Source organism: Streptomyces anulatus (assembly GCF_014650675.1).
Classification (GTDB): Bacteria; Actinomycetota; Actinomycetes; order Streptomycetales; family Streptomycetaceae; genus Streptomyces; species Streptomyces anulatus.
Map to the genome: position 1 here is coordinate 205,641 of NZ_BMVK01000012.1, position 23,974 is coordinate 229,614.

Annotated in this window: 22 protein-coding genes; 10 read left to right on the top strand and 12 right to left on the bottom strand. The window is 68.4% G+C overall.

Annotated elements, in window-relative coordinates; all coding sequences use genetic code 11:
• Window positions 1-207: 207 nt before the first annotated feature.
• From IE272_RS27040 to IE272_RS27050, 3 genes are all read left to right on the top strand, one after another.
• Window positions 208-612: a MerR family transcriptional regulator gene (locus tag IE272_RS27040; protein ID WP_179890835.1), complete on the top strand. Its 405-nt coding sequence runs from the start codon at window positions 208-210 to the stop codon at window positions 610-612.
• A gap of 75 nt (window positions 613-687) precedes the next feature.
• Window positions 688-1,917, top strand: a complete 1,230-nt coding sequence (locus IE272_RS27045; RefSeq protein WP_190008395.1) for a hypothetical protein — start codon at window positions 688-690, stop codon at window positions 1,915-1,917.
• 4 nt (window positions 1,918-1,921) lie between these two features.
• A complete protein-coding gene (locus tag IE272_RS27050) occupies window positions 1,922-2,692 on the top strand; it encodes an alpha-ketoglutarate-dependent dioxygenase AlkB (protein ID WP_229897697.1) in 771 nt (256 codons plus the stop codon).
• On the opposite strand, the gene IE272_RS27055 is transcribed toward IE272_RS27050, so the two are convergent.
• The 5 genes from IE272_RS27055 to IE272_RS27075 all read right to left on the bottom strand — a co-directional run bounded on the left by IE272_RS27055 (window position 2,689) and on the right by IE272_RS27075 (window position 7,755).
• Entirely contained in the window at window positions 2,689-3,132 is a 444-nt protein-coding gene (locus IE272_RS27055) for a PaaI family thioesterase (protein WP_190008400.1), read from the bottom strand. The two genes, IE272_RS27050 and IE272_RS27055, sit on opposite strands and share 4 nt — an antisense overlap.
• Window positions 3,133-3,171: 39 nt before the next feature.
• Window positions 3,172-3,843: an enoyl-CoA hydratase-related protein gene (locus IE272_RS27060; RefSeq protein ID WP_056707976.1), complete on the bottom strand. Its 672-nt coding sequence runs from the start codon at window positions 3,841-3,843 to the stop codon at window positions 3,172-3,174.
• Between the two features lie 37 nt (window positions 3,844-3,880).
• Window positions 3,881-4,459, bottom strand: a complete 579-nt coding sequence (locus IE272_RS27065) for a TetR/AcrR family transcriptional regulator (protein ID WP_007446894.1) — start codon at window positions 4,457-4,459, stop codon at window positions 3,881-3,883.
• Window positions 4,460-4,632: 173 nt separating this feature from the next.
• The gene (locus IE272_RS27070) at window positions 4,633-6,729 is read right to left on the bottom strand and encodes a PP2C family protein-serine/threonine phosphatase (RefSeq protein ID WP_229897699.1); all 2,097 of its coding nucleotides are present in this window, start codon (window positions 6,727-6,729) and stop codon (window positions 4,633-4,635) included.
• A gap of 285 nt (window positions 6,730-7,014) precedes the next feature.
• Window positions 7,015-7,755, bottom strand: coding sequence for an SDR family NAD(P)-dependent oxidoreductase (locus IE272_RS27075; RefSeq protein WP_190008402.1), 741 nt, complete (start codon window positions 7,753-7,755; stop codon window positions 7,015-7,017).
• Window positions 7,756-8,014: 259 nt separating this feature from the next.
• Between IE272_RS27075 and IE272_RS27080 the strand changes: the two genes are divergently transcribed.
• Window positions 8,015-8,977 (top strand): hypothetical protein, encoded by a 963-nt coding sequence (locus tag IE272_RS27080; RefSeq protein ID WP_190008404.1) that lies wholly within the window; start codon window positions 8,015-8,017, stop codon window positions 8,975-8,977.
• Between the two features lie 144 nt (window positions 8,978-9,121).
• Here the strand turns inward: IE272_RS27080 and IE272_RS27085 are convergent, their stop codons facing one another.
• The 3 genes from IE272_RS27085 to IE272_RS27095 are packed head-to-tail and all read right to left on the bottom strand — an operon-like array spanning window position 9,122 to window position 11,958.
• Window positions 9,122-9,868, bottom strand: coding sequence for a DUF4097 family beta strand repeat-containing protein (locus tag IE272_RS27085; RefSeq protein WP_229897701.1), 747 nt, complete (start codon window positions 9,866-9,868; stop codon window positions 9,122-9,124).
• A 24-nt stretch (window positions 9,869-9,892) separates the two neighbouring features.
• Window positions 9,893-11,260, bottom strand: coding sequence for an FtsX-like permease family protein (locus IE272_RS27090; protein ID WP_229897703.1), 1,368 nt, complete (start codon window positions 11,258-11,260; stop codon window positions 9,893-9,895).
• Window positions 11,257-11,958: an ABC transporter ATP-binding protein gene (locus IE272_RS27095; RefSeq protein WP_229897705.1), complete on the bottom strand. Its 702-nt coding sequence runs from the start codon at window positions 11,956-11,958 to the stop codon at window positions 11,257-11,259. Before IE272_RS27095 ends, IE272_RS27090 begins: the two co-directional genes overlap by 4 nt.
• Window positions 11,959-12,153: 195 nt before the next feature.
• On the opposite strand from IE272_RS27095, the gene IE272_RS27100 reads away from it, so the two are divergent.
• Window positions 12,154-13,326 carry a sensor histidine kinase gene (locus IE272_RS27100; protein WP_229897707.1) on the top strand — a complete coding sequence of 391 codons (1,173 nt, stop codon included), beginning with the start codon at window positions 12,154-12,156 and terminating at the stop codon, window positions 13,324-13,326.
• 33 nt (window positions 13,327-13,359) lie between these two features.
• A complete protein-coding gene (locus IE272_RS27105; protein ID WP_050361576.1) occupies window positions 13,360-14,028 on the top strand; it encodes a response regulator in 669 nt (222 codons plus the stop codon).
• A gap of 260 nt (window positions 14,029-14,288) precedes the next feature.
• Here the strand turns inward: IE272_RS27105 and IE272_RS27110 are convergent, their stop codons facing one another.
• Window positions 14,289-14,915: a potassium channel family protein gene (locus IE272_RS27110; protein WP_229897711.1), complete on the bottom strand. Its 627-nt coding sequence runs from the start codon at window positions 14,913-14,915 to the stop codon at window positions 14,289-14,291.
• A 282-nt stretch (window positions 14,916-15,197) separates the two neighbouring features.
• Here IE272_RS27110 and IE272_RS27115 point away from each other — a divergent pair, with 282 nt between their 5' ends.
• Complete coding sequence (locus IE272_RS27115; RefSeq protein ID WP_003971094.1) at window positions 15,198-15,821, top strand: CBS domain-containing protein; 624 nt, start codon at window positions 15,198-15,200, stop codon at window positions 15,819-15,821.
• A gap of 121 nt (window positions 15,822-15,942) precedes the next feature.
• Window positions 15,943-16,635, top strand: coding sequence for a response regulator (locus IE272_RS27120; RefSeq protein WP_308433878.1), 693 nt, complete (start codon window positions 15,943-15,945; stop codon window positions 16,633-16,635).
• A gap of 6 nt (window positions 16,636-16,641) precedes the next feature.
• Here IE272_RS27120 and IE272_RS27125 read toward each other — a convergent pair whose 3' ends face one another.
• From IE272_RS27125 to IE272_RS27135, 3 genes are read right to left on the bottom strand one after another with little or no spacing between them, the layout of a single operon-like run.
• The gene (locus IE272_RS27125) at window positions 16,642-18,390 is read right to left on the bottom strand and encodes a sensor histidine kinase (protein WP_190008408.1); all 1,749 of its coding nucleotides are present in this window, start codon (window positions 18,388-18,390) and stop codon (window positions 16,642-16,644) included.
• A 57-nt stretch (window positions 18,391-18,447) separates the two neighbouring features.
• Entirely contained in the window at window positions 18,448-21,096 is a 2,649-nt protein-coding gene (locus tag IE272_RS27130; protein ID WP_308433879.1) for a cation-translocating P-type ATPase, read from the bottom strand.
• 10 nt (window positions 21,097-21,106) lie between these two features.
• Window positions 21,107-21,967 carry a universal stress protein gene (locus tag IE272_RS27135; protein WP_190008412.1) on the bottom strand — a complete coding sequence of 287 codons (861 nt, stop codon included), beginning with the start codon at window positions 21,965-21,967 and terminating at the stop codon, window positions 21,107-21,109.
• A 333-nt stretch (window positions 21,968-22,300) separates the two neighbouring features.
• Here IE272_RS27135 and IE272_RS27140 point away from each other — a divergent pair, with 333 nt between their 5' ends.
• Together IE272_RS27140 and IE272_RS27145 are read left to right on the top strand one after the other, a co-directional pair.
• Window positions 22,301-22,894 carry a CBS domain-containing protein gene (locus IE272_RS27140; protein WP_229897726.1) on the top strand — a complete coding sequence of 198 codons (594 nt, stop codon included), beginning with the start codon at window positions 22,301-22,303 and terminating at the stop codon, window positions 22,892-22,894.
• 71 nt (window positions 22,895-22,965) lie between these two features.
• Entirely contained in the window at window positions 22,966-23,958 is a 993-nt protein-coding gene (locus tag IE272_RS27145; protein WP_190008416.1) for an Acg family FMN-binding oxidoreductase, read from the top strand.
• The last annotated feature ends 16 nt before the right edge of the window (window positions 23,959-23,974 follow it).

Here is a 23,974-nt window from a genome sequence, read left to right on the forward strand (position 1 = left end):
GCACGCTCTTCTCCTGCGACAATCGGACCTTCGCCGGAGGCTTCATCGGCCCCGCCACGGCAACGGGCAGCGGAACGCGGCCTCACCTCCGGCAACTCTACCCTGACGTAAGGGTAGAGATCGACGGAGGGGCACCCGCCCCAGGGGCGGTACCCGCGGGGACGACCCGGGATCGTTCCGGGAACGAGAGAGGCCAGAGGCACGGGCGTGGACGGCAAGCACATGCAGATCGGCGAGGTCGCCGCACGGACCGAGCTCTCCCTGCGCACCATCCGCCACTACGAGGAGACCGGCCTCGTCGCCCCCTCCGCCCGCTCCCAGGGCGGCTTCCGCCTCTACACCGAGACCGACGTCGCCCGCCTCATGGTCATCCGGAGGATGAAGCCGCTCGGCTTCACCCTGGACCAGATGCGCGAACTGCTCGATGCCACCGACCGGCTCGACGGGGACGACCAGCTCGACGCCGGCGAGCGCGAGGAGCTGCTGGCCCGGGTGCGCGCCTATCAGCAGGCCGCCGCCGAGCAGGTGGAGAAGCTCCGCGTCCAGCTCGCCCGGGCCGAGGACTTCGAAGCCACTCTCCGCGCCCGCTCGGACGCCGCCGCCACTCCGTAGCAGGAGACGGACCGTTGCCATGTCTGCCGCTTTGAGCAGATCATCGAGTTCCGCGAAGAGGACAGGTACCGGCTGATGCACCCGACAGAGCTCACAGAGGCCCGCATCGAGGATGCGGGCAACCTCTTGGTCGCGCCTTCGGCGTTGCACGACCATGAGGCCGTCGAGGACTTCTTCGGTTCCGTCATCACGCCTGAGGATCTTGCTTCCGGCCCGCCCGGCCCCGTACGGGGGACTGTCTATCTGTGCGGCGACATATCCGCGATCGACCGCCGTCAACTGCTCTCCGCGGCGCGGGTGTTCGTTGTCAGTGAGCTGTCGCACGGCTATCACGGGGACATCGGCGAACCGTGGACCCTCATCGGCCTCGGACGCGTGCCCGTCCGCGTACACGGTGTCGGCGTGTACTACCGCCGCTTCTTCGGACCCGACGCCGATCACTTCGAAGGGATCCGCGCGGAGCACGCGTTCCAGTCCCTGACGGAGTCCGACAAGCCAGGAACGGCGCATCGCAGCGGAATCTATCTGACGCCCGTCACCCAGGACGGTGACGAACTGCGCTTCCGTCTGCTTCGGTGCTCCACGAACCTCTCGGGGCCGACCGAGAACTTCCGCCCGACCGACACGCACATCGTCGAGGCACTGAACCGCGAGGCCGCCACCGTCTTCCGGGACCGGGCGCCGCTGAATCACGTCCTCGCCCAGATCTACCACAACACCCTTGCCACGGCAGAGCGCAAGCAGTCCAAGGCCAAGATCTCGGCCCATGCCGACAAGACCAAGGACATGCCCGTCAACGGCATCATGGCCTTCTGCACGTTCTACGACGGGCTCGACCGTCTGCGCCCCCTGGCCGATGACGCCTTCGACTACGGCGTGAAGGGCTCCAGCGGGCTGACCAGTCTCCGTTTCCGCCTCAAGGATCCGACCGAAGAACACGACGGGGTCGCGCTCCCCCCGCAGTTCGGCGTGACCCTCTATCCCGGCTCCGTGTTCTTCATGCCGCTGTCCACCAACCGCCTGTACACCCACGAGATCCGGCCCTCGACGCTGGACGCCGCACTGCTCCCGACCCGCCTCGGGTACGTGGTGCGCTGTTCGAGCACCGAAGCCGTGCACAAGAACGGCCAGACGTTCCTCGACAGGGCCGGGGACCTGGTGAGGCTGGAGCCCCCCACAGCGGCCGGCATGGACGATCTGCGCAACCTGTACGCCGAGGAGAACAGAACCTCGTCCTTCATCGACTACGGCGACAGGTTTCTCTTCAGCATGAACACGGGAGACTACGTTGCCCCGCGCGTCTAGGACCTTGGACGAGATCCTCACGTTCACCGTGCCGACCGAGGCCGATCTCTACGCGGAACTGTCCACGTCGGCGCACCTGGAAGTCCTGGGAAAGGGCCGGCGGGGCGCCGTGCTCACCCGGCCGGACGAGACGAACGGCGTGCCGCTCGTCCGCACGACCACGCAGTACAGCGGCCCGGCCCAGCACTTCAGGCCCGTGCACGAGCAACTGGCGCGGCGCATCCAGGAACACGCGGCGTTCCCGGCCGGCTTCAACAACGCTCTCATCGAGAGCTACACGAACGCCTACACGAAAATGGGCAGTCATTCCGACCAGGCTCTCGATCTGGCCGACGATTCGTTCATCGCCGTCTTCTCCTGCTATCAGCATCCCGAAGCGGGCCGGCCGAGGAAGCTGATGGTCGAATCGAAGGACTCCGGTGACGAGAAGGCCGAGATCCCGTTGGCCCACAACGGTGTCGTCGCGTTCTCCGTCGACGCGAACAGACGGCTGAGGCACAGGATCGTGCTGGAGAATCCCTCCGGGGCGGCTGACAACGTTTGGCTGGGCGTAACGTTTCGTACCTCGAAGACCTTCGTCCGGTTTCGCGACGGACAGGCACACCTCCCGCAAGGTGCGCGCCTGATGTCGGCCGACGAGGAGCAGAGGAGCGAGTTCTACCGGCTGCGACGCCGTGAGAACAAGGAGACGGACTTCGTCTACCCCCTGCTGACGTACACCGTCAGCGACAGCGATCTGGTGCCGCCCGTCCGATACCCCGGCCGTGACCTCTAGAGGATCATGCAGGTCGTGGTGGCGTGGGCGATGAGCTTGCCCTGCTCGTCGAGCACCTTGCCCTCGGCTGTCGCGACGCGGCGGCCGGCGTGGATGACCGTTCCCTCGGCGGTGAGTTTCTGCCCGTCGGTCCGGGCGGTGCGGATGTAGTTGACCTTGAGTTCGAGGGTGGTGTAGCCGGCGCCGGCGGGGAGCGTGGTGTGGACGGCGCAGCCCATGACGGAGTCGAGGAGGGTGGCGGCGATGCCGCCGTGGACGGTGCCCAGGGGGTTGGCGAAGTCGGGGCGGGTGTCGAGGGAGATGACGATACGGCCGTGGTCGACCTCGTCGAAGCGCATGCCGAGCAGGCGGCCGATGGAGGGTATGTCGGCGGGGAGTTCGGTCTGCACCCAGCGCATCAGTTCCAGGCCGGTCATGGTCGTGGGGTCGGCAGTGGTCATCGTCGTTCTCCTCGGGTGGTGCGGTCGTTGCGGTACGGGTCAGCCGAGCGGTGCCGTGGTGTCGCGCAGGGTGGCCAGGGCCGGGGCGTACATTCGGGCCTTGATGGTGCCGAGGGTGTCGCCCGCCTTGTCCACCAGCGCCTGGGCGGTCTCGAAGGCGGTGGAGCGCACGGCGTGCTCGTCGACCGCCCGGTCGACGATGCCGGCGGCCGCTGCGTCGGCACCGCCGTAGCGGCGGGCGGTGAGCATGGCTTCGTGCGCGGTCCGCGGGGCCAGCCGCGACTGGATGAGGGCGGACATGCCGGGCGTGAAGGGGATGTTGATGTCCGCTTCGGGAAGGCACCAGTAGCCGCGGTCGGCGCGCATGACACGGACATCGTGGGCGAGGGAGAACATCGCACCGGCGGCGAAGGTGTGTCCTTGCAGCGCGGCCACCGTGATGACCGGCAGCGACAGCATCCGCGCGAGCAGCTCATGGACCGAGACGACGTAGTGCTGGTGCTGGTCGGCGTGGGCGAACAGCCAGTCCAGGTCCAGTCCGTTGGAGTAGAACTTGCCGGTGGCGGTGGTGACCAGGGCGCGGGGGCCGTCGGCCTTCTCCACGTCGTCGAGCGCGGCATCGACCGCGGCGAGCCAGTCGGGGTGGAAGCGGTTCTCTCCGTCTCCGAGGTCGAGGGTGAAGACGTTGTCCGTACGGTCGAGCGTGGGCATGGCGACTCCTTCGAACGGGGCTGACCAGGTCAAGTGGCTACGGACGGGGCTCGGGGCGGGTGCCGGTGGCCTCGCGCAGGGCATGGAGGAGCAGGCCGTGGATCTCGGCGGCGGCTGCCTCGATCGGGGCGGTGCTCCGCTCGGCACGGGACATGATCACCGCGCCTTCGACCGAGGCGATGATGAAGGTGCCCAGGCGGCGGCTGCGCTCCTCGGTCAAGCCGTGCCGGAGAAGCAGCGCCGCGAGACCCTCCCGCCAGCGGTTGAAGACGGCGGCGGCGGACCGGGCGAGCTGGGGCGCGTCGTCATTGGTCTCGACGGCCACGGCCACGATCGGGCAGCCGGCGCGGAAGTCGCTCTCCACGAGCCGGTCGCGCCACAGCGCGAAGAACGCGTCGATGGCTTCCAGCGGGTCCTCGGCCTGCGTCGCGGCGTCGATCAGGCCCGCGATGAAGTCCCCTGCCAGCGCCACCGCCTCATCGATGAGCTGCGCCCTCCCGCCCGGGAAGTGGTGGTAGACCGAGCCGCGAGGAGCTCCGCTGTGTGCCAGCACCCGGTCGATGCTGGTCGCGCTCGCCCCGTGCTCACGCAGCAGAGCCGCCGCACTCAGAACCATCCGATCCCGGCTGTCACTCCTGCGCGGACTCACCCGCCCACCACCTCTCCGACGACCGGACGGCCCGGCACTCGGGCTACCTCTCGGTAACTTATGGTGTATGCCATAGAACATGCAAGAGGGGCGGCGGAATGCGGGTGCACCGGCCCGGCTCGACCTCCCCGCTCCTCCTCCTACCGGGTGCCGATCCGGCGCAGGGCGAGGAGTGTCGCGTCGTCGGTGCGGTGCGGGCCGTCCAGGCGGGCCACGAGCCGTTCGACGTAGTTCTGGAGCCCGGCGTGGCCGGCGTCCGGTCCGGCTTCGGCGCAGCAGTGCTCCGCCGCTTCGAGGAAGCGGCCCATGTCCTGGTCCGGGTCGGTCGGACGGCGTTCGATCAGGCCGTCGGAGTACATCAGGACGATGTCGTCGACCTCCAATGGCGTCTCGGCGGCGGTGTAGGTCACGTCGGGCAGGACGCCCAGCGAGATCCCGGGTCCGCCGTCGGGAGCCGGGAGTTGAGTGGCGCGGCCGCCGCGTACGAGGACCGGGCGCGGATGCCCGGCGCAGGTCCAGCGGAGCAGGGAGCGCTCGGGGTGGTAGCGGGCGATGACGGCGGTGGCGGTGGACTCGTCGCCGTCGGCGCACGCCACTTCGTTGAGCCACTGCGTCAGCCGCTCGACGGGTTCCTCGGTGTAGGCGAGACCGGCGAGCGCGTACCTCAGTTTGGCCATCAGGGTCGCCGCTTCCAGACCGTGTCCACGGGCGTCGCCCAGCGCGATCAGGAGGCGGCCGTCGGGCAGTTCGCGGGCCTTGTACCAGTCGCCGCCGACTCCGGCCTCGCGGGCGTCGGGGCGGTAGACGGCCGCCGCTTCGAGGCCGAAGGCGTCCAACTCGTCCTGGAAGTGGGGCAGGACCGCCTCACGCAGGACGTCGGCGATTTCCGCGACGGCCTCGACACGCTCGTGTTCACGGCGCGCCTCGCTCGCGGAGTGCTGTGCCGCCTCCCGTCTCCGCCGGTCCGATGTGACGTCGATGAAGACGGCCCGCACGGCCCACACCAGGCCGCCGGGAGCGATGCGCACGGGCTCCGCGACCATCCGGAACGTGCGCTCGCTGTTGCTGCTGAGGCGCAGTTCGCACTCGGCGGTGTACTTGCGCAGGATGACGTCGTACAGCGTCTGATACAGAGTGGGCAAGCTGTCCGGCGTGGCCGCGGTGGCCAGGTCGAGAAGAGCGGGCACCGCGATGTCGTCGGCCAGGCCCAGCACCTGACGGAAGCCTCGGGAGGGCTCGACACCGTGGTCGCCGAGGTTCCACTCCGCCCAGCATGTGCGCACCAGGCGTTGCGCGGCACTGGCCATGTGGAGGCGGTCGCCGCGTTCCCAGGTGAGCAGGACGTGGTCTCCGCACGGTGCGACGCGGACCTCGTCGTTGATCCGCACCGGCCCTGACCGGGTGTTCATCACCCACTGCACCATTTCGGGCCCCTGCGGCGTGCGCAGGCGAAACGCGTCGGCCAGCATGCGGGAGACCGCCGTACCGGCCAGGGAGGGGAAGCGCTCGAACAGCGGCACCGGCCCGGCCCACGGGGGGACGGAGCCCGGGGGGAACCGGGAGGCCGCGTAGGCACGGGCCGAGGCGTTCTGGGCCACGTAGAAGGCGTCCCGGAGTTCGCCGTGCTCGCCGAGAACGGGGGCCAGGAGCAGAGCCGCCACCGGGAGGGCGTCGAGCACCTCCTGGCCGGAGGGTGGGAGTGACGGAGCCACGGGTGGCGGGGGCGAGGGCGTGGTGGCGGCGGAAGAGCCGGCCCGGGAGAACTCGGAGTAGGCCGTGATCCTTCGCCGCTGGGACTCCAACAGGGCCTGGATCGCCCGCAGTTTCAGACGGAACCGTACGCCGCCCGCCGAAGGGGGATCGTCCATGGGCATAGCGGGCCTCTCGGTGTGGTCGCCCGGGCCGTGGCCGCACCGGGGAACGGGTACGGCGAGCGGTGCGGAAGCACGATGGAGGCAGGCCGCCGGCAGGACGACGCGGTCGGTCGCCCGCAGGGAGGCACCGAACGGGATGCCGTAGCCGACCCGCCGCCTCTGCGCCGATCCGGCGAGCGGGCCGTACCGCGCACCCGCGCATGCGCCGTACGCCCAGGGGCTGGCGTTGTCGAGCGACCGGGCCCACCGGGCGGGCACCTCACACGGGAACAGGCCCTCCACCGGCCGGCGGCCGGCCTGGGCCGGAGCCGGAGCGTCCTTCCCGTCCTGGACGGAGGCCGCCGACCGCCGGGAAGCGAACACTCCTCGCCGCCTGCCCGCCGGTAGCGCAGGTGCAGCAACGCGTCCATCGCGAGCATGCCGGCCGCGCCCGCGAGCATTCCACGGGCCACGGCACCCAGCGGTGTTGTCCTGGCCATAATCCGACCATACCCACAGTTGCGTATCCCGCACTTACAGTGACGGGCGAGCGGTGGTCCTGGCATGTCGTCGTCATGGCCCACGACTGTGGGACCGACGGAGGCATCAGGTCGCCCGCCGCCGGGACCGGGTGTCGGCCCTGCCCCGGGGCGGTGGAGCCGCCCGTGGTCACATCCCGCCGGCGATCCTCATCACCGTGCCGGTGGCGTAGGAGGCGTCGTCCGAGAGCAGCCAGGCGACCGCTCCGGCGATCTCCTCGGGCCTGCCGGCGCGGCCCATGGGGGTGATCGCCGCCACCTTGGCGGGCCGCTGCGGGTCGGCGTGGAACTCGGTCCAGATCGTGCCGGGGGCGACGCAGTTGACCCGGATGCCGTCGGCCGCCACCTCCTTGGACAGCCCGACCGTCATCGCGTCCACGGCGGCCTTCGCCGCCGCGTAGTGGACGTAGGTGCCGGGGCTGCCGAGAGTCGCGGCGGCGGACGAGATGTTCACGATCGCCCCGCCCGCCGTCATGTCGCCGATGGCCCGGCGGGCGCACAGCAGGTAGCCCAGGACGTTGACCTCCAGGGCCTGCCGCATCCCGTCCGGGTCAGCACCGGCCAGTGGTCCGACCGGCCCGCTCACCCCGGCGTTGTTCACCAGTCCGGTGACCGGACCCACCTGCGCGGCGGCGGTGTCGAACAGCCGGTCCACGTCCGCCGCGTCGGCGGTGTCGACCGCGATCGTGACGGCCGCCCGGCCCAGCGCGCGCACCCCTTCGGCCACGCCCTCGGCCGCCTCGGCGTCGGACCGGTAGCCGATGGCGACGTCGTGTCCCTCGGCCGCCAGTCGCAGGCAGATCGCCGCGCCGATGCCCCGGCTGCCGCCGGTGATCACAGTCACCCGCTGCCGCTCTCCCTGTTCCGCCATGACCGGTCCTCCGAGCTGGGCATATGAATGATCGACTCGGTCAGCCACACTACCCGGACGGCCTCCGCGGCGATCCCTGCCCTCAAGGCCCGCTGCACGGCGTTCACGCAGGTGAGCGCGGGTTCCACGGCCGAGGGCCCGTCGGCCCCGCAGCCGTGGAACCCGAGGGAAATGCGTTTCGGTCACCAGAGGTCCGCTGAGTATTCTCCGGTCCTGCCCGCTTGCGCGCCCAGCCGCCGTCCCCCTCAACGGAGAACGCATGACCGAAGCCGACAGCACGTACGTCAACGCCGCGGAACTCCTGGCACTCTCGCTCCATCACCTCGACGACGCCGACACCCGTCGTCCGATCATCGAGATCCCGACCCTCGACGACTCCCCCCTGCCCTTCCGGCCGTTCCCGGCCCTGGCGATCGCCATGGCCGGGCATGTCCTCTCCGCGTGGGAGGTGAGGATGTTCCGGGTCGAGCGCGCCAAGCGGGGTGAGCGCATACGGTTCTTCACCGCGGCGGGCGGCGAACCCGGGCGGGCGTTCCGCGCATGCACCGTCTTCGACCCCGAGCTGGGTACCCAGCGGGTGGTCGAGCTGTGCGGGCACGCCTTCTGCTCCAACGAGGCACCCGCGTCCCCGGGAAGCCGCTGCGCCGGCCACCTCGGCGATCCAGTACCGGACGGCTGCGGCCCGGACTACTGGCTGCACGTGGCCGGCGAAGCCGCCAGGTCGGTCGAGCACGCCCGCGACGGTCTCACCGAGACGGAGGCGCTGGCCGTGCACGCGATCCGCGCCGGTGTGCCCATGGCCCAGGTGGGCCGCGCGAGCGGGATCCCCCGCTGGACGGTGCACGCGCTCGGTGAGGGATCCGCCGGAGTGCCTGAGGACGTCGACAGCTCCGACGACCCCGCGTGCTGGCCGCTTGTGCTCACTCCCGTGCGCGACATCACCGCGGCGGACGTCCGCCGTGTCTACGACTTCACGGGAGACGATGTCGCTGGGCCCGCCCCGGACAGGGTGCTCGCCCGGAAGGACCACTGGTACGAGTTCGAGCCCCTGCGCGGGAACGGCCCGTTCCTGGTCCACGCGGAGGACGAGCACGGCTTCACGCTGGAGTGGTGGCAGATGCGGGAGCACCTGCCGGAGCATCTTCTCGCCCGCTGTGGTGACGAGCGCCGTAGACGAGACATGTACGAGCCCCCCTGGCAGTGCGACGACTGCGACTACTGATGGGGCGTCCGCCATGTCATGGGAGCCGGAGTTGTGGACGGGCAAGGGTGACCATGGGTGCGCTCGAACCTCGGCAGCCGTGCGGAGTACCGGGTCAGCGGCCCCAGCAGGTCGGCGATCCAGGCTCACGACCTCACACGGTCCCTAGGACGACTCCCCCTCACTGATACGGATGTCGCCGTTACGCGTCTGCACATTCACGCTGTGGCTGCTCGTGCTGTCGTCCGCGACATCCACGGTGACGTCCCCCTTCTTCGCCGCCGTACGGACCGCGTATGCCGAGGCGGGCAGGCCGAGTCGAACGTTGCCGTCCTGGCTCCGCACATCGACACGATCGGGTACGGAGGTGAGGTCGAGGTCGGTGTCGCCGTTTCGCGAGACGACGCTCACCGACGTCGCGGAGATCCCCTCGCCCCGCACGGTTCCGTCGTGTCCTTCCAGGTGGAGGGCGGCGCCGCCGAGGTTCGACAGCTGCACGTCGCTGTTGCCGTACTCGGCCGTGACCGCGACATCGCGCGGCACCTTCACGGTGTACTGCGCATGGCAGTTGACGGAAACACCGTCACAATCCACCGAGAGCGTGAGAATCCCGCCGTCGAACTGCCATCCGGCAGCTATCTCACCGCCGATTTTCGTGCCGCTGACCCGGCGTTCCACTTCGACGTCGTCGACGTCGGAGGCGATGAGGTGGAGGTCGGCGGAGTTCGACTTCACGGTCAGGCTGTCGCCGCTGAAGCCGAAGGACTTCGATTCCGGAGTGGTGTTCGCCTGGTCGACATCCGGGTCGCAGCCGGTTGCTGCGAGAGCGAGGAAGGCGGCTGTGCCGAGGGCAAGGATCGTGCGTGTCCGGCTGTCGTTCATTGTTTCCGTTTCCTGGTGATCGAGCTGCATGTTCGGTGGTCGTCCCGGTTCGGTTCAGGAGCGCAGGGCGCGGGCCGGGACGGTGCGGGAGACGCGGGCGGCCTGGAGTCCCAGGGCGAGGCAGGTCGTCACGAGCGTCACGGCAGCGAGTGCGCCGAGCGTCGCCCACGGGAGGCCGTCGAGCACCTGGCCCACGCCGACCCTGGCTCCCACGGCGATGGTGGTGCTCGCCACCGCGAGGAACACCGCGCTGAAGACGATCGCCGTGCCTGCGTAGATCACGCCCTCGTAGACCGTGGACCGCGTGGTGACGCCCGGCCGCGCGCCGGCGACGGCAACGACCGCGGAATCGCGGGTGCGCTCCCGCCCGACCAGGGCGATCACCGCGAGGCCACCGGACCAGGACACGACGAAGACCCAGCCCAGAACGGTCATGACATCGCCCAGCCCTGCGGTACTTCCGGGCATGACGTTGCCCATCGTCATGAACAGCGCGATGAACGACAGGGAGAGCGCGAAGGGCAGCACCGTGGTGACGCTTCGGGCCGCGCGCGTTCGGCACGACTGCACGGCGAGGTGCCAGGCGACACCACGCGACGGGACGAGAACGGTCCACAGTCTCATCAGAGGCGTGAGCACCCACGGCCCCATCAGCAGCAACAGGCAGATGAGGAAAAGGTTTCCGGCGAAGGCGAAAGCGGTCCGCTGCTCGATGCCCCCTTCAAGTTCGCGGCCGAGGCCGGGAATCCACATCCCGAGCACACCGGCGAGAAGACAGAGGGCGAGAACGCTCCGCGCGACACCGGGCCGTGCCGGCGGATCGGCGTGGTCCCGGAAGGCACGCATCTCCGGCGTTCTGGCGGCTCGGCGTGTGACGCCCCAGCCGCCGAGCAGGCACGGGACCACTCCGGCCGGCAGGATCGCGCCGATGTACCAGAGCTGGAGTCCGGCGGTGGCTCCGTGCAGGTCGAGTCCCGTCGCCGTCCACTGCGCGAGGGCGATGTTCGCGACGAAGGGGGCCACCGGTACGGCCAGCGCGCCGGCCACCGTGCCGAGAACCACCAGCTCGGCGCGGAGGACGGACCTGACGCGGCGGCGCGGGATCCCGAGGATCACCCACAGGGCGTGTTCGCGTCGCTGGGTCGTCAAGGTCAGACCGACGGTCGAGGCGACGACACCCACGGTGGCCAGCACGGTGAAGAAGACGATGTTGCCGCCGAGCGCGATCGACGCGGAGACCATCCGTGCGTCGCCCGCCGTCCGCGCCGCCGAGACGGCGGTGAACATGGCGATGACCGAGCCCGCCGAGCAGGCCGCGCCGACGACCGCGCACACGAGCGTCCACACCCGCATCGACGCCTGCATGCGGATGTCCGACAGGACGAGCCGCGACATGCCGCTCGTACCGCTCCCGCCGCTCACGCCGCCGCCTCGTCCGCGTCGTCCGCGTCGTCCTTCGACTGCGCCGCGAGGACGGCGTCGCTCACCGTGTGCGGGTCGCCGCCGGAGATGACGGCGTGCACCCGCCCGGACCCCATCACCACGACCTGGTCGGCACGCGCAGCCGCATGCGGGTCGTGCGTGACCATGACCACCGTCGATCCTTGTGCGGGCAGTGCCTGCAGCCAATCGAGCACGACGTGACCGGACTTGAGATCGAGCGCGCCGGTCGGCTCGTCGGCGAAGACGATCCGTGGCTGATGGGCGAGAACCCTGGCCACGGCCACGCGCTGGCGTTCGCCTCCGGAGAGCCGGTCGGGTCGCCGCCTGGCGTGCTGGGCGATGCCGAGCCGCGACATGGCCTCGCGGACCCGTGACTCGGGCACCCGGTGGCCGGCGAGTCTAGACGGCAGACAGATGTTGTCCTCGACCGTGAGCGAGCTGACGAGGTTGTACTCCTGGAAGACGAAACCGATGTTCTCGCTGCGGAACGCGGCTTGCTTGCGTGGGCCGAGCGACAGGACATCCGTTCCGAGAATCTCGATGGAACCTGCGGTCGCTCGCTCCAGGCCGGCCATGCAGAGCAGGAGCGTCGACTTTCCCGATCCGGAGGGTCCGACGATCGCGGTCAGCCGGCCCTCGGGAATGTCCAGATCGATATCGTGCAGTACACGTGTCATTTCTCTTTTACGGCCGGGAATGGGGAATTCCATATGGAGGCCGCGCATACGTATACATGGTGCGGAAACAGGGGCTGCGATAGGCATATGACAACCCTAGGCAGCGCCTAACACGCTCCGCACGGGAGTCAGCACTACTTCGAGGTAGACCTAGGTCTACCTTCTTGAGATCCGCCGTATGCCATAATGCTGGCCATGTCGCAGATTCGCGTCGCCCGAAGGGTGCTGACGGAAATCATCGCAGCAATGGCCTTCCCGATTCTGCTGCTCTCCCTTCTTGTCGCGCCGGCCTCGGCGGCCGTGCTGACGGAGTGGGACCGCTCGAGAGCGCGGTGGTGCGGCGTCGGCACGATGCCGCTGCGGCCCGCGGACCAGAGCTGGAAGCAGTGGGTGGCACGCCAGCTGCGATCGCGGTCGATGTGGCGTACCGGCCTCCCGGTCCTCGTCGCCGCCACGCTCCTTTCCGCGCTTTCACTGGTGGTGGCATTCTTCGGGTTCATCGGTGCCGCCGCGCTGATTTTCTCTCCCGTTTTCTGGTCGTTCGGTATCGCCGCGCAGGTCGGCCCTTTCACTCCATCATCGCTCACGGAGTCCTTTCTGGCGGTGCCCGCAGGGGTACTTCTGGGTGCGGTCACCACAGGTCTTCTGACCGGAATTTCCCTTCTCCGGGATCTCGTCCTGCGCGCTTTCTCAAGAAGCCGGGACCCGGATCTGCTGGCGAAACTGGAGGAACTCCGCACCAGCCGGGCCTCGTTGACAACGGCCTTCGAATTCGAGCGCCGACGCATCGAACGTGATCTGCACGACGGCGCTCAACAGGAGCTGGTCGCCGTCGTGATGCGCCTCGGGATGCTGGAGGCCGCAGCCTCGGCGAGCGGCGAGGAACGCATCGTGGAACTGGCACGTCAGGCACAGGAACAGGCAGAGCATGCGCTGGAACGGCTCCGGGAGACAGTGCGCGAGATCCACCCTCGCGAATTGAGCGACCTCGGCCTCGTCGCCGCCGTCCGCGAGCTGGCCGCGCGGTCACCGCTGCGGGTCGAGCTGAACAGCACCGGAGATGATGCCCAGTTGTCGTCGCCGACTGCGACAGCGGCCTATTTCACGGTCTCCGAGGCGCTCACGAACATCACGAAGCACGCAGGCGTGGGCAGCGCTCGGATCGACCTGCAGTGCGACTCAAGTGGCGTACGCGTCCGTGTGCGTGACGACGGTGCGGGCGGCGCGGAGATCGACGCGGGTTCAGGCCTTGCCGGACTGCGCGAGCGGATGCGAAGCATTGGTGGGGAGCTCGAGATCCGAAGCCCCGCGGATGGCCGCGGAACCGAAGTCGTGGCATCCGCTCCCGGCCAACCCACGTGGGAATGAAATGAATGAAGGCGAACAGGTGAGGCAGCGGCCATGAGAATTGTCCTGGCGGATGACAGCATGCTGATTCGTGCCGGAATCCGGGAAATCCTGACCTCCCACTCCCACGAGGTGATCCGCGAATGTGAGGACGCTACCGAGCTGGTCTCCGCCGTCGACGAGTTCGCGCGTTCCGGGGCCGCACCGGACCTGGTGATCACCGATGTCCGCATGCCCCCGGGAAACACCGACGACGGACTCCGCGCCGCCATCGACCTGCGATCACGCCATCGGGATCTGCCGGTTCTCGTCCTCTCCGCCTACGTCACCGGCCCGTACGTCCAAGAGCTGCTGAACGGTCCGGGCGCGGACGGGGCCGTCGGGTACCTGCTCAAGGAGAAGGTCGGCAGAGTCGTCGACTTCCTGCGCGTACTCGATACGGTTTCCGGTGGCGGCGTCGTGATCGACCCGGAAGTCGTCCGCTACGTCACCCACGCGGACGCACCCCAGGGCCCGCTCGCCCGGCTCACCGACCGCGAACGCGAGGTGCTCGCCCTCATGGCGGAAGGGCGCTCCAACGCGGAAATCGCATCAGCCCTGTTTCTTTCCGGAGCGTCCGTGAGTAAGCACGTGGCCAATGTGTTCGTGAAACTCGGAATGCCCCCGAACGAAGACAACCGCCGCGTCAAGGCCATTCTGACCTGGTTCGAGTACAACTACTGAGTTCAGGCCCGAGGGGTCTCCTCGGCTGATCGAGCTGCCGCAACCGCTGCGTCAAGGCCCATCCCCTGTGACCAGGATTCTTAGCTGGCATCAGGAAACCTTCCTGACCTGCACTGATGCCAACTAGGTTCAGCTCCCGTCGGTACGAATCAGAGAGATAGTTGGCATTTTGGTACAGCGCGGGTAACGGAGCGTTCTCCGCCGCCGGGTGCCGACGTCTCCGCCTCGAGCCGTGGTTGAAGCCACGGGTGCCGTCGCGGTCAGGCCTCCGGATTTTCCCCTGGCATCGTTTTTGCGCGAGCCGGATCCATCGGCTCCCGGTGCTGGCGGTTCAGCCCCGCCTGCACGGCGCTCGCCAGCACCCGGGCGGCGACACCGACGAGCAGCAGTCCCCCTGCCATCTGCGCCATCGTGAGCACCCGTCCCGTCTGGGAGCATGCCGTGATGTCGCCGAAGCCGACAGTGGCGAACGTGGTCAGGGTGAAGTACAGCGCGTCCGTCCTGTTCAGCGCCTCGCTGAACGATCCGGGCTCGGAGCGCTCCAGCAGGTAGTAGGAGACGGCGAAGAGGACCAGGAAAAGCACCAGTGTCGCAGCCAGACCCTCGACGGCTCTTAGACGCGGAAAAGGAGAACGCGTGATGGCTCGCACCTCCCAGCAGAAGACCAGCAGGACGACGAGCAGGCCGGACACCAACAGCACTGCCGTACCAGCCGTGAGTCGCTCGTCCAGAGGCAGCAGGTAGTAAGCGGTGACAAGCCCAACCGCGACGGACACAGCACGCACAACCGCTACTACCGCTGCCCCTCTGCGAGAACGATGCTCACCATCGGGCATCGGCCCTGACGAGGTGCCGCCCCGGCTGCCTCCAGAGGTCTCTTCGCTCATCTCATGTCTCTTCGTCTCGTCCGGGCCTGATAAGCGCATGTTCCCGAATCCCACCTCCCTGCCTCGCCGACGGCACAGGATCACCCCTGACGGGTGACCCCGACCCTCAAGGGCGCCCCCGAAAGTCGACATACCCCCGCGACACTTCGGAAGGAAGCAAGCGCCTCCGTCCCCGAGATCGGAACGAGGCCGCAGCCGACTGGTGTGCGGCAGGGGCCGATCGGCCCCTGCCGCACACCCCGGGGACAGCAGAGACTGGACACTGAAGAGGAGGAGGTCATCGTGCCTGTCACTCCGCACACAGTCAGTGACGTCATGTCCCACACCCCCGTCGCAGTAGGCAGCCATGCCTCTTACCGACAGGTGGTGGAGCTGATGTCGGAATCGAAGGTCAGTGCGCTGCCGGTGCTCGCGGGCGAAGGACGTGTTGTCGGAGTGGTCTCGGAAGCGGATCTGCTTCCCAAGGAAGCGTTTCGCGAGGGTGGTCCGCCTGCCGCCGCGCAACTCGACGAAGCTTTCAAGGCCGCTGCGGTGCTGGTGGAGGACCTCATGTCCAGCCCGGCCGTCACCGTGCATCCGGACGCCCCGATCGCCGAGGCAGCCCGCATCATGGCGCGCAAACACGTCAAACGTCTCCCCGTAGTCAACTCCGAAGGCCTGCTGGAAGGAGTTGTCAGCCGAGGCGATTTGCTCAAGGTCTTCCTCAGACCGGATGAGGACCTCCTCGCCGAGATCAGAAGTGAGGTACTCGAGCCGATCTCACCACCGTCGGCTCTCGACGCCACGGTGGAGGAAGGCGTGGTCACTCTGAGGGGCTCTCTGGCGGACCGTTCCATGGTGCCGATCCTGGCCAACGCCGTTCGGGCGGCCGAAGGAGTGGTGGACGTACGAATGGATCTTGGCTAGCCGCATTCCCCGCGCGGCTGTGTGACCGCGAAGGGCCGGTCCACCACATGCACCCGGACCGGCACTCCTGGGACAATGCCCAGGAGAGGCGCAGCAGACGCATCCGAAGCAAGGACCGCAGATGGGCGATACACCGAGTGACACCGGCACCGCCGTGACGCGCATTTTTCTGCTGGACGACCACGAGGTCGTTCGCCGCGGAATACGGGACCTGCTGGAGGCCGAGCAGGATCTCGTCGTCGTTGGCGAGGCATCGACGGCTGATCAAGCCCTGGCCCGCGGGCCGGCGCTGCGACCCGACGTAGCGGTGCTCGACGTCAGGCTGCCCGACGGGAACGGCATCACTGTCTGTCGGGAACTGCGATCACGTATGCCCGACCTCGCGTGCCTGATACTCACCTCGTTCGACGACGAGGACGCCCTTCTCGACGCCATCATGGCGGGCGCGGCCGGATACGTGCTCAAGCAGATCAACGGTTCGGACCTGGTGTCGGCCGTACGGACTGTGGCATCGGGTCGGTCGATGCTCGACCCGTCGACCACGGCCAGGCTCATGCGGTCCCTGCGCGAGGCCGAGGCCGATTCGCCGCCGGAGGACGAGAGGCTCGCGGTCCTCTCCGAGCGCGAGCGTTCCGTTCTCGATCTCATCGGCGAGGGACTGACCAACCGGCAGATCGCCAAGCGGCTTTATCTGTCGGAGAAGACCGTCAAGAACCATATTTCCCGTCTGCTCGGGAAGCTCGGGGTCGAGCGCCGGGTGCAGGCAGCTGTCATTGCGGCCGAGGTCCGGGAGCATCAGCAGCGCGAGCAGTGAATGCCCTCACTTCGAAAGTCGGTCAGGTGCGGCCGGGGCAATAGGTACTCGCCATTCCAGCACTGTGCCTCTCCGCGGGTGCGGCTTCGCGTGGAAGGACAGGGTGCCTCCCAGCCGCTCGGCCCGTTCTGTGAGGTTGCGAATACCGCCGCGCCTACTACCTTCGGGCCCACGCAGACCGACCCCGTCATCGCTCGTCGTCACGGTGAGAACACCGTCATCGGCGATGACCGAGACCTCGGCCCGACGGGCCCTTGCGTGTCGGGCGACATTGCTGAGAGCTTCCCCGACAACCGCGACCGCGTGATCGGCCACCACCCGGGGGACATCTGTGTCAATCAGCCCCTCCATACGGAGGGCGGGCGTGAATCCGAGCGCGGGCGTGGCAGCGTCCACCGCCTGGACTACTCGGGAACGGAGTTTCGACCCCTGGCCTGGTGTCTCGTGCTCTCTGAGGCCGAAAATGGTGGTCCGGATGATCTTGATGGTGGTGTCCAGATCATCAATGGCACGGCCCAGCCGCTCGGCCGCTTCCGGGTGCTCCACCAAGGGGCGGGCGCTCTGCAGCGTCATTCCGGTGGCGAACAGCCGTTGAATGGCCAAGTCGTGCAGATCTCGGGCGATCCGCTCACGATCGGCCAGCAGGCTCATCCGCTCGGAGTCGCTGCGGTGGTCGGCCAGTTCGAGCGCCAAGGCTGCCTGCCCGACAAATCCGGGCAGTGCAGTGATCTCCGCGCTCACGAACGCCGTCCTGTTTCGGACGCGCGCGAGGATCATGACTCCGTTCAGCCGTTCCTTGGTCCCCAGCGTGACAGCCACTGCGGGCCCGAAACCCTCCCACCGCTCGCGCTGTACCTGCACCCGCGGGTCGCTGCTGACATCCGCCACCGTGACCATGCCGTCTTCAGCGAGCGCTACTGCGGCAAGCGTGCCCCGGCTGCTCGGGAGGACCACGCCCCGATGGCGCTCGGCCTTCTCCCCGAGAGCCAGTGAGCCGGTCATCTCGCCGTCTGTGCCGATGAGGTAGAAGACCCCAAGGTCCGCCCTCGCTATGTCGATCGCCTGTTCCAGCATGTCTTCGAGCACCTGCGACTCGGCCTCGCCCGAGAGCAATGCGCTGGTGAGATCGGAACTGGCGGTGAGCCATCGCTCTCTGATTCGCCCCTCTTCGTAGAGGCGGGCGTTCTCGATGGCTATCCCGGCTGCGACGGCCAGGGTGGAAACAACGGCCTCGTCCTCCGCGTCGAAATCTTCTGCCCCACGCTTCTCCGTGAGATAGAGATTGCCGAACACTTCGTCGCGCACGCGGATGGGCACTCCCAGGAAGGAGTGCATCGGCGGATGGTGGGGTGGGAATCCCGCCGAGGCCGGATGGTCGGAGAGCTCGGGCAATCTCAGAGGTTCCGGGTGTCTGATCAGCTCGCCCAGGAGTCCGTGCCCTGTGGGGAGGCCGCCGATCTGTTGCCGCTTCTCCTCGTCGATGCCGATCGGAAGGAACTCGGCGAGTTTCTGGTCGCTCCCCACCACTCCGAGGGCTCCGTATTCGGCGTCAACGAGGGAGACCGCGGATTCCACGATGTCGCGCAATACCTGGGGCAGGGCCAGTCCCCGCCCCACCGCCATGACTGCGTCGAGCAGGCCGTTCAACCGGTCCCGGGCCCCCCGGACCTGGTCGATGTGCACCTGAAGCTCGTCCAGCAGTTCGTCGAGTCTCAGCCGCGGGAGCCGGTGATCGTCGTTACCGACACCGCCCATGGAGCACCTCCGACGGCTGCGAGCGACTCACGCGCGTGAACCCGATGCGGTTCCAATCTAACCCTCGGACTCGATCACCTCATGTCGGGCAAGGTCGGCTCCGCGCTCGTGAAGGTGACGAGGATTCCCGGGACGGAAGGTGGCACGTGCCAGCCTGGCCGCAAGGAACCCGGCTGGGGCGCAGACAGTGGCCAGGCCGGCGGCCCTCCACCCCAAGGGCTCGGTGTCCAGTACGGCGCCCAGCGGCGGGAAGTAGAGAGCAGCCGCCGCCAGCAGGGCTGAGGCCATGACGGAGGCCAGAAGGAACGGGTTGTCCAACGACATCGGCCGATCCCGGAGGCCGAGGACCACTCCCAGCTGGGCGGCGAGCAGGGCCAGGAAGAGCACGCTCTGCCACGGCTCGTCCCATGCCTGAGCTATCAGTCCGGCACTGAGACTGACCGCTGTGACGACAGCTGCTGTCAGCAACAGCTGTTGCCAGGCGCCACCTCCCAGAATGTGCTGATCCGCGCGACGCGGAGGGCGACGCATCACACCTGGGGAAGCCGGCTCCGCTCCCATGGCCACGCCGGTCAGCCCGTGGGTCAGGAGGTTGATCCAGAGGATCTGGCCGGCGCGCAGGGGCAGAGGGAGGCCCAGCAGCGGGCCGATCAGCATGACCAGAATCTCCGCCGCACCGCCCGCCATCCCGTAGACGAGGAAGCGCCGGATGTTGTCGAAGACCCTGCGTCCCTCTTCGACCGCGGCAACCACGGTCGACAGTTCGTCGTCCGTGAGCACCAGGTCCGCCGCCTGGCGGGCGACTTCGGTGCCCCGGCCGCCCATGGCGATGCCGATGTCGGCTTGGTGGAGTGCCGGGCCGTCGTTCACGCCGTCGCCGGTCATCGCGGTGATCGCGCCGCGGGCGCGCCAGGCGGCCACGATGTCGAGCTTCTGTTGCGGGTCCGTCCTGGCGAACACCCTCACCGCCGTAAGGTCGGGAACGCGGCCCGCGGCCACGTCCTTTCCGGTGACGACGTGGTCGGCGGTGGTGTTCGGTCCGAGCAGTTCGACGCGGTCGGCCACGGCGCTCGCGGTGGCGGGATGGTCACCGGTGACGAGTATCGGTGTGATGCCCGCGGCTCTGCACGAAGCCAGCGTGGCAGCCGCGTGTGGTTTGGGTGGGTCGCTCAATGCCACGAGGCCCAGCAGCCTCAGGCCCGACTCCCCGGCTGCGGCCGGTCGGGGCGTCTCCTGGCGCAGGCCCGATGCGACTGCCAGCACGCGGTAGCCGCCCGCCGCGAACCGTGCCGCTTCCGCACGAGCGAGACGTAGCGTCTCCGGGGAGTCGGTGAGGACCGTCGCAGCAAGGACGGCCTCGGGAGCGCCCTTCAGGCATACCAGGACGCCGCCGGAAGGCAGCGCATGCACGGTGGTCATCCTCCTGCGGAGGCTGTCGAACGGTGCTTCTGCGATTCTGGGATGGGTGGATGCCAGCTCCGTGAGATCCGGGCACCCTACCTTGATGGCTGCCGTGAGGAGAGCGCCCTCCATGGGGTCGCCGATGGCCTCCCAGCGGCTGTCGGGTGACGCGGAAGGCGGGGGCCGTAGGGCGGCGTCGGTGCACAGGGCCGCCGCTGTGAGCACTTCCTGTACCTCATGCCGTTCCGCGGGGCCCACAGGCCTTCCCTCGGTCAGAACGTCCCCCTCCGGTTCGTAGCCGACCCCCTGGAGTTCGACGGTGGTCCGGGGTGTCCAGACGTGCTGCACGACCATGCGCCCCTCGGTCAGCGTGCCGGTCTTGTCGGTGGCGAGCACAGATACCGAGCCGAGCGTCTCCACTGCGGGTAGCCGACGCACCAGCGCGTGGCGGGCTGCCATACGCCGGGCGCCAAGGGCCAGGGCAAGGGTGACGACGGCGGGAAGTGATTCCGGCACCGCGGCAACAGCGAGACTGATGGCGGTCACTGCCATGGTTCCCGCGGGCAGCCCCCGTACGAGTCCTTGCGCCAGAACCAGTGCACACAGGACCAGCGTGACAGCCGCGAGCACACGTCCCAGGGAGGCGAGCCGCAGCTGAAGAGGCGTGGGCCGACGACGGTCGTCGAGAAGGGCGGCGATCCGGCCGAGGGCGGCGGCTCTTCCGGTGGCGGTGACGGTCGCGACCCCCCTGCCACGGACGACGACCGTTCCGGCGTGCAGCGATGCGGTCGCGTCCTTGTCCACGGGTACGGACTCTCCGGTGAGCATGGATTCGTCTACCAACAGCGCAGCTGCTTCGTCGATCGCGGCGTCGGCAGCGACGATGTCCCCCTCTGCCAGGAGGAGAACGTCTCCGGGCACGACGGTGGCGGCCGGGACGTCACGGTCCGCATCTTCTCTGCGGACCCGGGCGTGGGGCGCGGAGAGCGCCGACAGAGCCGCCACGGCGTTGTCGGCTCTTATCTCCTGAGCGACACCCACGGTGGTGTTGACCACGATGACGAGTCCGATGACCACGGAATCGGCGTGATCACCGATCGCCAGGGTGAGGACGACGGCTGCGATCAGCACCATCATCAGCGGGTCCCTGAGCTGTGCGAACACTCTCGAGTACAGCGGGCGCGTCTTCCGGACGGCGACTTCGTTCCGTCCCACCTCGGCGAGTCGACGGGCAGCCTCGTCCTGGGTGAGTCCCGGCATCCGACGGCGAAGGGCGGCGCCTGTCTCACCCTCTGCAGGAAACATCACGATCGGCTCACAGGGCGGGGACCGTGATGACGGGACAGTGGGCCCGGTGAAGGAGACCGTGCACGACGGATCCGACCCTCATCCCCGTGTACCCGCCCTCACCCCGCCGGCCCACCACGATGCCCAGAGTGTGCTCCCCCGCTTCGGCCAGGACTTCTACCGGGGAGCCGATCTGCATCTCATGCTGCAGCCGAACATCGGGGTACTTCTTCTCCCACCCCGCGACTGTCTCGTACAGGAGGCGGCGCTGGTTGTGGAACAGAGTGTCGCCGGTACGGAGGGAGAAGACCGGCGGCTGCCAGACAGCTAGGGCGTGCACCGCGCAGCCTCGGAGATCCGCTTCCTCGAAGGCCAGAGCCAGCGCGGCTTTGGAAGGCTCGCTGCCGTCGACGCCCACCACGAGACAGGGCCGATCCTGACCGCCCCCCTCGGGATGACCCACGACGACCACCGGGCAGCGTGCCTGAGCGGTGACGGGAATGACCACCGAGCCGGAACTGAGAATCTCCTCGGCACGGTGCAGGTGCCGCGAGCCCAGCACCATCAAGCGCACCTGGAGGGACAGAAGCGCCAGTTGCCGCCCTGGAAAACCGTCGAGGAGCGAACCGGTGATCTCGGTTTCGGGCCATCGTGCATGCGCCCACGAGATCGCGGCCTCCAGGGTTCGTCGGCCGTCCTGCTCGAGTCTCCGGTGGTGCGGGGCGTCGTCGACGTGCTGGGTGTCATGCCGGGGAGGGACCGAGAGAGCGAGGCGGAGGTGGAGTCCACGGAGGCGAGCCTCGTCGGCACCCCAGGCGACGGCCGGGTGCCAGTCACCACGAGGGTCGACACCCACCACGATCTCCTGACGGATCTCTGCGCTGTTCATAGCGTGCTCCGATGCTCGTCTCCCCGGCAATGGGCGCCGCCCGGAGCCTCCCCGGAGGGTGCTCTGCGCACCGAAATACGGTGGCGCAGTTCCACCTTGCCACTCGGCCTTCTTCTCGAAAGGGGCCGCAGGGGGCAAGCCGGGGCCCAAAGGGCCCATCCCGGGAGTCGCCCCGGCGGGGAGCGTGCAGGTGGATCCGATCGGTCTCTGGACGGGACCGTTCGGCCCCTGCCCTTGGTACAGCGGGTGTCCGAAGGTGATACCGGAAGCGCTCCGCACCGTGGGGAGAAGTGGAGGCGCAGCAGGATGCGGCATCTCCGTGTAGGTGACCTGATGACGGACGAAGTGGTCACGGTCGAGTACACGACGCCCTCAGCGGAAGTGGCCGGGCTGCTCGCCCGGCACGCCATCAACGGCGTCCCGGTGGTGGGCGAGGACGATCACGTCGTGGGGATGGTTTCGGCGAGTGACCTGCTCAGCAGGCCGGCCTCCACGGTCGGCAGAATGATGTCGTTTCCGGCTGTCACCGTCTACGCGGAGCAGACGGTGGCGGAAGCAGCCCGGCTCATGACCCGTCGTGGCTGCGAGCGGCTCCCCGTCGTCGACGACGAGGAACGCTTGGTCGGCATGGTGACCAGACGTGATCTCCTGGGCTTCTTTCTCCGTCCTGACGCCGAGGTGGAGCACCGGATCCGGGACGACGTACTCAACGGTGTTCTGCGCGTTCAGGCCGACGCCGTCCAGGTCCACGTGCTCGACGGAGTTGTCGTCCTGGCTGGCCGGCTGCCGCATCGGAGCCTGATCCGTATTGCCCTCGCCCTCACCTCTCGAACAGAAGGAGTCATCGCTGTCGTGAACCGCATATCAGTACAGCCCGACGACAGCTCTTCGGCGCAGAATCCGGACGCTACTTCCTGGCCCACCTGAAACGCGACTCCGGCGCCAACTTCTCAGGCGAGTGCTTATGAAGACGATGACCGACAGGAGGCAGGAAGACCATGCTGACGATCGAACAGCGCATCACCTCGGTTGTACCTTCGCTCGTCGAGGAGGCCGTGACCGCGCCGTCCATGCACAACGCACAACCCTGGAAGTTCGTCCACCGCTCAGGAACACGCCTCCTCTCGTTGTACGGCGATCCGGATCGTGGCCTGCCCGTCGGCGACCCGGACCACCGTGGCCTGCATATCGGGTGCGGGGCGGCGCTGCTGAATCTGCGGGTGGCCGCGGCACACCGTGGCTGGAACACCGTTACCCAGCTTCTGCCCGACCACCGCGACCCATGGCGTCTCGCCGACGTCCTGCTGGAGGACTCCGGGACCGTTGACCATCAACTGGCTGACCTGCACCCTGCCGTGCGGCTCCGGCACACCAGCCGCTATCCGTTCGCCGACGAGGCAGTCGCAGCCGAGATCCTGGACGAGTTGAGCGCCTCCGCGCTCCTGGAAGGGGCACGGCTGATCGTTCCCGGAGCCTGGCACGCCGGCGCCGTCCTGGACCTGGTGCACGACGCGGAGCTCTACGAATCCGCCAACGACGCCATGAGGGCCGAAATCGTCACGTGGACCCGCACGGGCAAGGCCGGGGAGGGGCCGGACACCGAGGGCGTCCCCTCGTACGCTTTCGGTCCGCGTCAGCACGGAGTGACGGCCCCTGTGCGGGACTTCGACGTGCCCCAAGGCTCACGGGACCGGGCGTCCGCCACCTTCGAGGAGCGGCCGCAGATCGCCTTGCTGGGGACGGAGTCAGACCTTGCCGTGGACTGGCTCAGGGCGGGACAGGCCATGCAGCGCGTGCTCCTTCAGGCCACTCTCGACGGACTCGCGACCTCCGTGATCTCGCAGCCGCTGGAATGGCCCGAGCTTCGACACCTCACACGTGACCCGAACTCCAAGATGGGCTTCGTACAAATGATCATTCGGTTCGGATACGGGCCGTCGGGCCCGGCCACGCCCAGACGACCGGTTACGGAGGTCCTGGACATCGCCTGACACCGGCACACAGCCC

Excerpts from the sequence above, each read along its gene's own strand:
- IE272_RS27045 (WP_190008395.1), top strand. The coding sequence starts at position 688 with ATGCACCCGACAGAGCTCACAGAGGCCCGCATCGAGGATGCGGGCAAC.
- IE272_RS27055 (WP_190008400.1), bottom strand. The coding sequence starts at position 3,132 with ATGACCACTGCCGACCCCACGACCATGACCGGCCTGGAACTGATGCGC.
- IE272_RS27060 (WP_056707976.1), bottom strand. The coding sequence starts at position 3,843 with ATGCCCACGCTCGACCGTACGGACAACGTCTTCACCCTCGACCTCGGA.
- IE272_RS27065 (WP_007446894.1), bottom strand. The coding sequence starts at position 4,459 with ATGGTTCTGAGTGCGGCGGCTCTGCTGCGTGAGCACGGGGCGAGCGCG.
- IE272_RS27075 (WP_190008402.1), bottom strand. The coding sequence starts at position 7,755 with ATGGCGGAACAGGGAGAGCGGCAGCGGGTGACTGTGATCACCGGCGGC.
- IE272_RS27080 (WP_190008404.1), top strand. The coding sequence starts at position 8,015 with ATGACCGAAGCCGACAGCACGTACGTCAACGCCGCGGAACTCCTGGCA.
- IE272_RS27085 (WP_229897701.1), bottom strand. The coding sequence starts at position 9,868 with ATGCAGCTCGATCACCAGGAAACGGAAACAATGAACGACAGCCGGACA.
- IE272_RS27095 (WP_229897705.1), bottom strand. The coding sequence starts at position 11,958 with ATGACACGTGTACTGCACGATATCGATCTGGACATTCCCGAGGGCCGG.
- IE272_RS27100 (WP_229897707.1), top strand. The coding sequence starts at position 12,154 with ATGTCGCAGATTCGCGTCGCCCGAAGGGTGCTGACGGAAATCATCGCA.
- IE272_RS27105 (WP_050361576.1), top strand. The coding sequence starts at position 13,360 with ATGAGAATTGTCCTGGCGGATGACAGCATGCTGATTCGTGCCGGAATC.
- IE272_RS27110 (WP_229897711.1), bottom strand. The coding sequence starts at position 14,915 with ATGAGCGAAGAGACCTCTGGAGGCAGCCGGGGCGGCACCTCGTCAGGG.
- IE272_RS27120 (WP_308433878.1), top strand. The coding sequence starts at position 15,943 with ATGGGCGATACACCGAGTGACACCGGCACCGCCGTGACGCGCATTTTT.
- IE272_RS27125 (WP_190008408.1), bottom strand. The coding sequence starts at position 18,390 with ATGGGCGGTGTCGGTAACGACGATCACCGGCTCCCGCGGCTGAGACTC.
- IE272_RS27130 (WP_308433879.1), bottom strand. The coding sequence starts at position 21,096 with ATGTTTCCTGCAGAGGGTGAGACAGGCGCCGCCCTTCGCCGTCGGATG.
- IE272_RS27135 (WP_190008412.1), bottom strand. The coding sequence starts at position 21,967 with ATGAACAGCGCAGAGATCCGTCAGGAGATCGTGGTGGGTGTCGACCCT.
- IE272_RS27140 (WP_229897726.1), top strand. The coding sequence starts at position 22,301 with ATGACGGACGAAGTGGTCACGGTCGAGTACACGACGCCCTCAGCGGAA.
- IE272_RS27145 (WP_190008416.1), top strand. The coding sequence starts at position 22,966 with ATGCTGACGATCGAACAGCGCATCACCTCGGTTGTACCTTCGCTCGTC.